Origin of the sequence: Mesorhizobium sp. LCM 4576 (assembly GCF_001854815.1) — a bacterium.
Lineage (GTDB): Bacteria > Pseudomonadota > Alphaproteobacteria > Rhizobiales > Rhizobiaceae > Mesorhizobium > Mesorhizobium plurifarium.
Window position 1 is genome coordinate 228,081 of the sequence record NZ_MDDT01000011.1, and the last position, 10,133, is coordinate 238,213.

Below are 10,133 nucleotides of genomic sequence, written 5' to 3' on the forward strand. Positions count from 1 at the left end.
TCCGCATGCCTGGAAGCATCCCCATGGTCCACATTATCCCGCTCTTCACCAATCAGCGCCGGCCCGATCCTCGCCATGCGGCGCCCGGCGCCGCGCCGACTGGCCCGCTCGATCCCTACTGGCAGGAGGTTGCCGATCACTATGCGCGGCGCATGGCGCGGCAGCAGGCTTTCGACACCGAGATCGCCGCGCGCAGGCTGGATGGCGAGATCGCGCGCGCTGAGGCCGATGTCGCGGCCAACGCGCCGGCCGACGGCGAGGGCCTACACCACGCCATGTATGGCGAGGTCGATCCGCATACCGGGCGCGTCCTGCTCGAAGGCCGGTTCGACACGCTGTTCGACAATTTCCTGAAGCAGGCGCCGCCCGAGCTGCGCGCCGGCCTCGCCAGCCGCAAGCCGGCCCTGCGAGAGGCAGGCTCGGTGCGCATGGCGATGCAGCAAAATCAGCGCCGCGCCCAGTATGAGCAAGACCGGCTGTCGGCGGCCCAGGCCGAAGAGCTCGACATCATYGCCAACAGCGACCCGGACGACCACGTCGCCTTCGATGCAGCGCGTTACGCCGGCCTCGACCTCATCGGCAAGATGAACCTCGACCCTGAGAGCCGGYTGCAAGCCGAGGCCGCCTGGCGCGAGCGCGCGGCGACGRCGCGGATCGAGGCGCTGATCGCGCGGGATCCCCAGCGCGCATTGGAAATGCTGGGCGGCGCAGGGGTGACCCGCGATGACCAGCCTTCAAGCCTGTCCGATAGGATCAACCGAAATATGCCTGCCTATGGCAACTACGGCGGTCGTGGCTGGACCGGCGGGACATGGGGTGGCGGTTTTGGCGTGCCGCCCATTGATATTCAGGACGGGTTTTACAAACAGCATGACGCGGACTACCATGACGCGAAAACGCCGGGCGATACAATTTTAGCGGATAGGAAACTTGCAGCATCATTGAAGTCATATCTCGACAATGAGGTTTACGCCACGGATCCAGCCTTGAAGACCGACGAGGAGCGCAGGGACGCATCCAAATACGCTCGACTGGCGCTCAGGGCTTTCCGGATTAAGATTGCCGGCGATGTCGCACTCCATCCGTTGAGCGCGGCGGAGATTTCTGGCCGAGATGAAGCGCAAAGGGCTTACGACGATGCGCAAGCGGCTGTTGGAAGGGCGCGGTTTGAAAGCGGCATGTCATTCGGCAATTGGTAGTCGCGATCCGGAATGAGATCTGAGCGTTCATTTTGCCTCCGGTTTTGACTCGGAGCCGGCGTTAAGGGCTTAGCCGATGGGGTTTTACTTTCTTGGTTCTATCTCACTTGTGGTAGCGATATTGCTGGCGTCTTTTGGCGTAATCTGCAGTGATCGCTGGCCAAAGATTGGTCGATACACCATTTATATATCAGCTTTTTTGAGTTTGCCGGGCTTCTTCGTTATTTGGGATTTTGCTGTATACAGAATTCCTGGATTTTCCATTGAATTGACTTATATATACTGCTGAAGTCGGAGATGTGAAGGTGGATGTTTTAATATTCTTACTGGGAGTCCCCAGTTTTGCATTCGCCATGTTCCTGTTGGTGAAGGGCGTCAAGTCGCAACAGCTTACACCGCTCCGGCGAGCCCTTGTTCTTTTTGGCGCAGCCGCGTTCAGTGTTCCCGGATTTATGTCTTTGTATATGGTGTTTGTAATTATCCGACTGACGCCAGCCTGATGGCGAAGGGGAGGCACTGGGTCCTCACCGCAAATCCCAGATCGAGGCCGCCTGACGCTCCGGCGCTGCTAATGCGTGCCTGGAAGCGCTGTCGCGCAGGACCCAGGCGCAGACCTAAGACTCCGCTGAACGCGCTCATCAAGCGAGGCAGGGTCTTGCCAGGCCGTCAAACATTTTCAAGCAACAAGAGGTCAGGACAATGGAGCTTAACGCTGGCAGCGGCATCGCCCTCGATCCCGCCGAGGACCAGACCGAAGTCACCGGCGAGAATGCCGGCGCCAGTGACCAGTCCGCCGATCTCGCGCCGCTCTATGACAGGGTGGAACAGGCGCTGGCGAAGGACCGGCCGGTCGATGCCATGACGGACAAGGATCGGCCGCTCGCCGCCATGCTTGCCGATCTCACGCCGGCCTCCGCCGCCGCTCTTGCCCGGCGCGCGCGCGCCGCCAATGTCTCCCAGCAGATCGGCGCGCGCGCCAACATCTCTCTGGCCTTTCAGAACGCCCCGAAGGCTTTCGCGGACACCGGCAGCTATTCTGGCGTGATGCCCAAGCCCGAGGACTTCGCCTATGTCTTCGGCGTCGAGGAAGGCCGCCGGCAGCTGGCGAAATTCGACCAGAGCGTGGAGACGGGCAAGCAGGCCTTCGACATGCGTGTCATGCCGGCCCGGGACCTAAACAGTCAGCTTCTGGACGCAGCGGTCGGCGCGGCAAATTCGCCGGAGGGCCAGTCGCGCTACCGGATAACCGCCGCTGCCGCCCAACACGTGCTGGAAGCCAGGCAGAACGATCCTGCCGGCGAGGCCATCAACGCGTTTCCGCAGGCGAACGAGGCCTGGCGCGCCGCGGCCGCCCAGGGCTGGCGCGACCCTGCAGCGGTCCAGAATGCGCTGGCCCTCACCATCGCCACGCAGCGCTATCTCGGCATCGAGAACGCTCAGCCCGTCCCAAGGTCTGTGCTGAAGGACCTCGGCGCACTAGCGCCGCAAGACATGCGGGCCGGGATGAACGGCCTGCTTGCCGGAACGACGGATCCGGTCGTCAAGGCGGCGGTGAAGCAGCAGTTTGCCGAGGCTGGATTGCTTGGCGGGCCGGCGCAGAAGGCAACCCCGCTTGGGCAGGATGATTTCGACAAGCGCTTTGGGGCGCCCTCAAAGGCGCCCTTGGCGGGTGAAGACGCCTCGTCTTCGACGCAGGCGTCTGAACAATCGGACGAGACGCTTGGGGCTGCTAACTCTCCGGTCGCGGCCGATAGTATTTCACAAATATCCACGTCCGAGCTTGCGGATGAGGGTGCTGATCCGCCCGTTGGCCTGGAGCAGGGGCTACCGGAGCAAATAGATCTACCGCCAGAGCGTCCGGACGTTCCTCCTGCAACATCTGATCCGGCGCCCCAATCCGCGGACGACAATTCTAATTTGCCCGTCGACTTGAAGGAGGTCCCATCAGAACAGATGGAGCCGCCGCCAGGGAGTCCGAAGGCTCCTTCTATCGATTTCAGCAAAAAGCTACCGCAGTCGAAAAATCTATCTGAAGGATGGTTTGGGAACAGCACCACAAATATTTCAGTTTTGCCGGAAGACGTCCAGGCGAGGGCTAAACCCTACACAAAAATTCTGGGAAAAAGTTTCGGCAATGGCCAATGCGTCGCGTTGACAAAGGAAGTGGGAGGTATGGCCGGTATTCCTGCCTCGACATGGAAAAAGGGAGAGAAAATACAAGGGAATAATAAGATTCCACCGGGGACTCCCATCGCCACATTCAACGGTGATTGGGGCGACGGGAAGGGTAGAATTCATTACGGGCCAAAAGGCCAAGCTGGAGGGGTAAGCGGATTTAGTCACACCGGAATTTATCTTGGCCAAAATGAATCAGGAATCTTCATTTTGGATCAATGGAAGGGACGGAACGCAAATATAATCTTCCGACCCTGGCAGAGTGCAGGTCAGGGTCTGGAGAGTGGTGCTTACTACTACCTAATTGAACGGTAGAGCAGATTTCTGTCAACATTCGTGGAGTCGGCTATCTGTGACTTCATGGTAGGTGAGATCATTTATCCTTATCGAACGACCGAGCAATGCGCTCGGCGATCGGCTTGAATATCGCCCTATCTTTCTTTTTCCAGGTTATATCGAAACAGATTATGTTATCGGCGTCGAGCTTCCGGCACATGCCATAGTAATTAATCGATCCGTATGCGTGCGAACCGGAAACCGCGCCGATAGTCGGTTCATCAAAGGTGTACGTAACTTTATCCCCAGGATGGTTGCGCTCGTAGTCTGYCTTCTGATCTTCATAGTCTTCATTCGAGTCGACGAGCATGCGCGCGATGTACTCGAAAGGAGTTATCGTGCCGCTTCCTTCGTATTGACGAAACTGGGCACCCGGATAATTCTTCGGCGTAAATGTCAATCCTACGGAGAACTCATATAAAGGTTCAACCTTCCCTTCGGCAAAGAGAGAGGGAATCTCGATCTGGCTTCTGCCGATGGTGGAAACGACCCATTTGATCGGCTCCTCAGCCATCGCAAATGGTGGCGACGCTGCTAAAAGGCCAAGTGCAAAAACAAGTGCTTTCAAGACGATCCTCAGAGGCAAACTGATCACGGATTTTTTCGGAACGATCGGGCGATATGTTCGACAATTGGACCGAAGGTCGCATGATCCTTCGTGTCGTACACGATATCAAAACAGGTGACGATACGATGCTTCTGGCACATGCCGTAGAAAACAAATTTGCCATCAGCGGAGGTGCTTGAAATTACTGCGAGCGAGGGCTTGTCAACTTGATACGTCACTTTGTCACCAGCGCTGACGTTCATATCCTTGAGGTACTGGAATAGGCTCTTGCCGTAGGTATGGGTTCGATACTGACGCAGCTGGGAGTCTGGATACTCCTCCGGCTCGAATGTTTGGCCGTAGTTATGCGCAAATCCGCCAAGCAGTCGACCAAAGAAATCAGGGATTTCGATTTCGCTTCCGCCGCTCAGGGACTTGACCCATTTGAACGGCTTCTCTGCGGCGGCAAGCGGCGCGGACAACATCAGGAAGYCAAGCGCAAGGACTATTGCTTTCATGGTGTTCTCCCCAGCGACACTCGCGAAAACGACGTTAGCGCCGCTGACCCGATCGACATCTTCATCGCCAAACATTAAGGCTATGCACTCATAGCGTGTGGCGTTTGGCGATTCAATCTGGGGGAGGCTGCCGTGGCAAAAATAACGAAGCTTTTGGATATCGTTGGGCGGCTGTCGGATTTCGATGAAGAAGACACGATCTATGCAGCGGAGCCTTGGACCGAAGATTCCGCCGCAATGGTAGCGCCCGAGCCCGACGAGGGATTGGTGCCGGCGAAGGCCGCCAAGGCAGGCCCAACATATTTCATCGAAATAATCATCGCGATCGAATTCACCGAGGCCTGGGTCGCGTCCCAGGAGGAAAAGCCCAGCCTGTCGGCCGTTTGCCAACGGCTCATCGAATACGCCACCTATGACGCGTGAGAGGGAACATGACGACCGACACGCGCTATGAAGGAAAGCCGCTGCTCAGGCTACTAGAGCTCTACGTGCTGAAGGCGATTGGAGAACTCTCTCGGGAGTCGGAAGAATCGCTGAATGYCATGGCTCCCAAGCTGCAGGCCATCTATGGCGGCGATGGACGGTGGGAAGATGYGATCGCCAAGGCTCTCCACATGCCAGATACGATGCCGGAGGCAATCCGGGATATGTGGAAGAAGAATCTCAAAATCGCCCACGACAACAACCTGACGCTCACACCCCAGCAATTTGCCGAGATGTTCGTGGACAACAATTTCGCGGGTTGAGCGGTCTTTCCGCATCTGGCTTCCGCAGCCTTGTTTCGCTCCGGGATCAGAGCCAATGCCCATCCGCATCATCCCCGCCACGCTGCGGGACCTCTCCTACATCGCCGCGAACCTGCGCCCCGAGGACCGCGCCGAGATCGACTGCCAGCTCGACCACTGGTCGCCGGCGCTGTTGGCGCTCACAGCGCTGCAGTGCTTTGCCTACGTTGCCGAGCTCGACGGCAATCCTGAGGCCGGCTTCGGCGCGGCCGAGCAGCGCGGCGGCCTGTGGATCGCCTGGAGCTGGGGCACGCGCCGTATGAAGCGCTGCGTGCCCGAGATCACGCGCTTCTTCCATGCGGCGCTCGGGCCTCAGGTCGCGGCCAAAGGCGCCTGGCGGGTCGAGGCGAGGGCGCTTGCCGACAATGATCTTGCCTTGCGCTGGCTGGACAGGCTCGGCGCCACGCAACGCTGCCGCCTGCCGGGTTACGGCAGGAACGGCGAAGACTTCTTCCTCTATGACTGGACAAGGGAAAGCTGGAACAATGTGTCTCTTTCAAAAGCCACCGGAACTGAAGCCGCTGCCGCCGGTGCCGACCGCGCAGGACAAGGACGTGCAGGCGCGGGAAGCCGCGCTTCGCGCTGAGCTCGAGCAGCGCCAGGGCACGCTCTCCACCGTCAAGACCGATCTGGCTCCGAGCGACGTCGCCGGCCGGCGTCGTGTGCTGCTCGGAGTATGACGCGATGACCGCAATGAAACGCAGCTTTCGCCGGCGCGTGCTGGACTGGTGGTATTGGAGGCGGCACGCAAGGCTGGTGAAAAAACGGGCGGATTGACGCGAACGCTGCCGCCAGCGGAAAAGGACGAGCGCCGAAACAAGGTTGACATTCCCACTCTCCTGGCCATGCTGCATTGCAGCATGGAAAGTAGCCCTACCGAGTCAACGCGCATCGAATGCCTGGACGGCCTTCGCGCCGCCGCCGCATTGTGGGTGCTGGTCGGACACTGCCTGCTCCTGACCGGCTGGCATCTTCCGGTGCTTGGCGACCCCGCGCTAGGTGTCGACCTCTTCATCATGCTGTCCGGCTTCCTGATGGTGTTTCACTATCAGTTGCGCCAGGACAAGGAGCCCTGGCAAAGGCCCGAGACCTGGCTCAAATTCTGGACGCGGCGCTATTTCCGCATTGCGCCRCTGTTCTACGTCATGCTGTTCCTCGCGCTGGCGCTGGGGCCCTATCTCTATGAATCGCGAATGGTCATCGATGGCTTCCTGGRCCGCGCGCCGCAGGCGCCCGAGCGCTTCCTCGACGGCGGCCTGAAGAACATTGTCACCCATCTGACATTCCTGTTCGGACTATCCCCGAACTTCGCCTACCGGACGCCGCTGCCCGACTGGAGCCTGGGACTGGAAATGCAGTTCTACGCGGTCTTTCCCGCGCTGAWGCTCCTGGTGCGCCGCTTCAACTGGATATGGAGCGCCATAGCCGTGGCGGCGCTCGGCGGTCTGGCGGTGATGATCCTCAAGTCGATGTCGGTCCATTTCCCGATGCCVTCCTTCCTGCCGCTGAAAATCCAGGTCTTCTTGTGYGGCATGCTTCTGGCGGGCGTGCTGGCACGAAGACAACCGCGGCCGCTGCTGCATCTCGCCCTGGCCATGGCGCTTGCGGCGATCCCCTTCGGCGACGGCTACGGCCTTTCGAAGTTCCTGATACGCGAGGCGCTGGTGCTTGGGTTCTTTGCCCTTGTCCTCTATCGGATGCTGCCGGGCGTGGCGGRCAAGGTGGCGCGAAAAGTCGCCGTCGCCTTGGGTGGAGGCGTCTTCCACGTGCTCGGCGAGCTGTCCTACAGCATCTATCTGATCCATCTTCTGGTGCTGCAGCCCGTCGCGGCATTCGTCATTGCCCGCTATGGCGATGGCCTTGCCGCGCCGCTGCGCTTCGCCATCGTGCTGGCGATCGTGCTGCCGGTGGTCTGCCTTCTGTCCTTCGTCACCTACAGGGTCATCGAAATGCCTGGCCAGCAACTCGGCCGCACGGTCCTGCGCCGGTTCGCCCGCAGGAAGCCGGCGTTGGGGACGACGCCGGCCGAGTAGAAGCGGCCGGTGGAACTGTCGATCTACCTCAAAGGGGGATGACCGATCCGCTCTGCGCGGCCGCGGAGGGCGTGCGAGCCGGACGGGGTGCTGTTGCGCCGGCCTTTCTAACGTTCCGCTCTCTTCCGCGGCCATGCTCGTTGGCCAATTCACCTCAGAGGTTGGYGATCCTTCGTGCCCCTCTCTGTCCTGCCGGACAACTCCTCCACGAGGGGAGATTGGCAGCTTCTGCGCCGGCGCCAAACAAGTGAGATCATTCCCATGACCGACTCCCGCGCCCGCGATATCCTGTCGCGACAGGCCGAACTCGAGACCGAACGCGCCGCCTACGAGCCCGTATGGGAGGCGGTGGCGGAGTTCTGCGATCCCGATGCGCCCGACATCTGGTCCGGCCGCCGCACCAGCCGCTCGGACAGTCAGGCCGAACGGCAGGAGCGGCGCGGCTCCCGCGTCTACGCCAACACGATCAACTCGGCCGCCAACCGGCTCGCCGCCGGGCTGGAAAGCCTGATCATCCCGCAGTCGGAAAAATGGCATGGGCTGACCACGGCCGAGATGAATGACGAGGAGACCGACGAGGAGAAGGAATGGGCGGAGGCGCTCCGCGATTTCCTGTTCGCGCTGCGCTATTCCGCCAACTCCAACTTCGTGCCGGCGACGCAGGCCTGCCTCAGGAACGTCGTGCGCTACGGCCCGGCCTATCTCTATGCCGAGGAAGGGTTTGGCGGCACACTGATCCGCTATGCCTCGATCCCCGTGGTCGAGGGCTATCTCAGCCGCAACCGCTGGGGTCAGGTCGACATCTTCCACCGCCGCTACGAGCGCACGGCCCGCCAGGCGGCGCAGCTGCTCGGCTACGAGAAACTGCCGGYGCGCATCAAGGCGCTCGTCGACGACCCGGCCAAATGCGAGGAGAAGATCTCGCTGATCCAGTGCGTGCAGCCGCGCGACGAGCGCCGCATGTACCGCAAGGGCGGCTTCTACCAGTATCTCGACCAGGCCTTCGCCTCCTACCACGTCATCGAGGACGAAGAGGAGATCGTGCGCGAGTCCGGCTTCCGCACCTTCCCGGTCTCGACCTTCAACTGGCGTCGCTACGAGGGCGACGCTTACGGCATCTCGCCGGCGATCGAGGCGCTGACCACGGTGCGCGAGGAGAACGCCGTGCGCCGCTCTGGCTTGCGCGCCTTGCAGCAGATCACCGATCCGCCGACGGCCTCAAAGGCACGGCTCGACTATGTGCCGGTGCTCAATCCCGGCGAGAATTATCCGGGCCTGATCGACGACAATGGCCGGCCGCTGATCCAGCCGATCGCCACCGGCCAGAACCCGAGCTATGCCTTCGACTATGCGGCGAGCCGGGCGGAGGAGATCCGCGACATGATGTTCGTCAACCTCTTCCAGACGCTGGTGCAGAACCCGCAGATGACCGCCACCGAGGCGCTGATCCGCCAGGAGGAGAAGGGCGCGCTGCTCGGGCCTTCGGGCTCGATCATCCAGGCCGGCTTTGCCGCCAATCTCGACCGCGAGCTGTCGATCCTGGAAGACAAGGGCCTCTACGACCAGGACAGCCGCTTCCGCCCGCCGGAAAGCCTCGCCGGCAAGGCGGTGCGGCCGACCTTCACCGGTCCGCTCGACGTGCTGCGCCGCTCGGCGGAAGCGCGCGACACCATCCAGGTGGTGACCACCGCCATGCAGATGGCGCAGTTCGATCCCGGCATCATGGACAATATCGACGGCGATGAGGCGATCCGCGTCGTGCAGAGCRCCGGCCGCAGTCCGCAGCGCATTTTCCGGCGCAAGGACGAGGTGGRAGGAATGCGCGGCGCCCGCGCTCAGGCGCAGCAGGCGCAGGCCGGCATGGCGGCGATCGCCAACGCCGGCAAGGTGGCCAAGGACGCGGTGCCGGCGGCCGTGCAGGCGCGCGACAGCGGTCTGCTCGACAGCTTGCAGGCGATGATGCAGGGCGCCCAGGCAGGCGGCGGCGCTGCTGGTCCGGCCGGCGCGACGCTAGGCGCGATGCCCGGCGGGCAAGGCGCTGCGCCTGGCTCCCAGGGCGGCCCCGCGGGCGGCCCCGCCAATGGTGCCGCATGAGCCGCAAACGCTTCGCCCGTCCCTCCGACGCCGGCGGTCCGCTCGCCGCGCGCGAAGCGCTGACCAAGGCCTATCGCCGCGCCTTTTCCGGCGAGGACGGCGAGCTGGTGCTGGCCGACCTCACCGCCACGACAGGCTACTACCGCCGCCCGTCCTACGGCGACTGGCTGGCCCGCACCAAGACGCCCGACGGCTTCGAGCTGCACAGCGCGCTCTCCAACGCGCGGGCGGAAGTCGTGCAGCACATCATGGGGTTCCTGACGCTGGAAGACGCCGACCTCGCCGCGCTGGAAAAGGCGGCGCGGGCCGAGGAGAGGTGAGGCGCTGAAGCTGCCAATCTCCCCCCAAGTGGCTAGGCGATTCACACATCTCGTAGGCTCCAGCCCCGTGCGATGGATTGGAAGTACTGAAGGCCGTGGCGGAAGGTAATGGGGCCTGGCGGCTTG

Annotated in this window: 10 protein-coding genes; 8 read left to right on the forward strand and 2 right to left on the reverse strand. The window is 61.8% G+C overall.

Annotated features, from left to right (window positions below; translation table 11 throughout):
• Window positions 1–152 precede the first annotated feature (152 nt).
• Together LCM4576_RS36755 and LCM4576_RS06080 are read left to right on the forward strand one after the other, a co-directional pair.
• A complete protein-coding gene (locus LCM4576_RS36755; protein ID WP_198540211.1) occupies window positions 153–1,199 on the forward strand; it encodes a hypothetical protein in 1,047 nt (348 codons plus the stop codon).
• Between the two features lie 699 nt (window positions 1,200–1,898).
• Window positions 1,899–3,689, forward strand: a complete 1,791-nt coding sequence (locus LCM4576_RS06080; protein ID WP_071030974.1) for a BPSL0067 family protein — start codon at window positions 1,899–1,901, stop codon at window positions 3,687–3,689.
• A gap of 58 nt (window positions 3,690–3,747) precedes the next feature.
• Here LCM4576_RS06080 and LCM4576_RS06085 read toward each other — a convergent pair whose 3' ends face one another.
• Window positions 3,748–4,278, reverse strand: coding sequence for a hypothetical protein (locus LCM4576_RS06085; protein WP_131803222.1), 531 nt, complete (start codon window positions 4,276–4,278; stop codon window positions 3,748–3,750).
• A 23-nt stretch (window positions 4,279–4,301) separates the two neighbouring features.
• Window positions 4,302–4,775 (reverse strand): hypothetical protein, encoded by a 474-nt coding sequence (locus tag LCM4576_RS06090; protein ID WP_131803223.1) that lies wholly within the window; start codon window positions 4,773–4,775, stop codon window positions 4,302–4,304.
• A gap of 132 nt (window positions 4,776–4,907) precedes the next feature.
• Here LCM4576_RS06090 and LCM4576_RS06095 point away from each other — a divergent pair, with 132 nt between their 5' ends.
• From LCM4576_RS06095 to LCM4576_RS06120, 6 genes are all read left to right on the forward strand, one after another.
• Window positions 4,908–5,198, forward strand: coding sequence for a hypothetical protein (locus tag LCM4576_RS06095; RefSeq protein WP_071030977.1), 291 nt, complete (start codon window positions 4,908–4,910; stop codon window positions 5,196–5,198).
• 8 nt (window positions 5,199–5,206) lie between these two features.
• Window positions 5,207–5,521, forward strand: coding sequence for a hypothetical protein (locus LCM4576_RS06100; protein WP_071030978.1), 315 nt, complete (start codon window positions 5,207–5,209; stop codon window positions 5,519–5,521).
• A gap of 55 nt (window positions 5,522–5,576) precedes the next feature.
• The gene (locus tag LCM4576_RS06105) at window positions 5,577–6,146 is read left to right on the forward strand and encodes a hypothetical protein (RefSeq protein WP_071030979.1); all 570 of its coding nucleotides are present in this window, start codon (window positions 5,577–5,579) and stop codon (window positions 6,144–6,146) included.
• Between the two features lie 274 nt (window positions 6,147–6,420).
• Window positions 6,421–7,593 carry an acyltransferase gene (locus LCM4576_RS06110; RefSeq protein ID WP_071031026.1) on the forward strand — a complete coding sequence of 391 codons (1,173 nt, stop codon included), beginning with the start codon at window positions 6,421–6,423 and terminating at the stop codon, window positions 7,591–7,593.
• A gap of 261 nt (window positions 7,594–7,854) precedes the next feature.
• Complete coding sequence (locus LCM4576_RS06115) at window positions 7,855–9,687, forward strand: portal protein (protein WP_244510657.1); 1,833 nt, start codon at window positions 7,855–7,857, stop codon at window positions 9,685–9,687.
• Window positions 9,684–10,007 (forward strand): hypothetical protein, encoded by a 324-nt coding sequence (locus LCM4576_RS06120; protein WP_071030980.1) that lies wholly within the window; start codon window positions 9,684–9,686, stop codon window positions 10,005–10,007. Before LCM4576_RS06115 ends, LCM4576_RS06120 begins: the two co-directional genes overlap by 4 nt.
• Window positions 10,008–10,133: the final 126 nt, after the last annotated feature.

Excerpts from the sequence above, each read along its gene's own strand:
- LCM4576_RS06080 (WP_071030974.1), top strand. The coding sequence starts at position 1,899 with ATGGAGCTTAACGCTGGCAGCGGCATCGCCCTCGATCCCGCCGAGGAC.
- LCM4576_RS06105 (WP_071030979.1), top strand. The coding sequence starts at position 5,577 with ATGCCCATCCGCATCATCCCCGCCACGCTGCGGGACCTCTCCTACATC.
- LCM4576_RS06120 (WP_071030980.1), top strand. The coding sequence starts at position 9,684 with ATGAGCCGCAAACGCTTCGCCCGTCCCTCCGACGCCGGCGGTCCGCTC.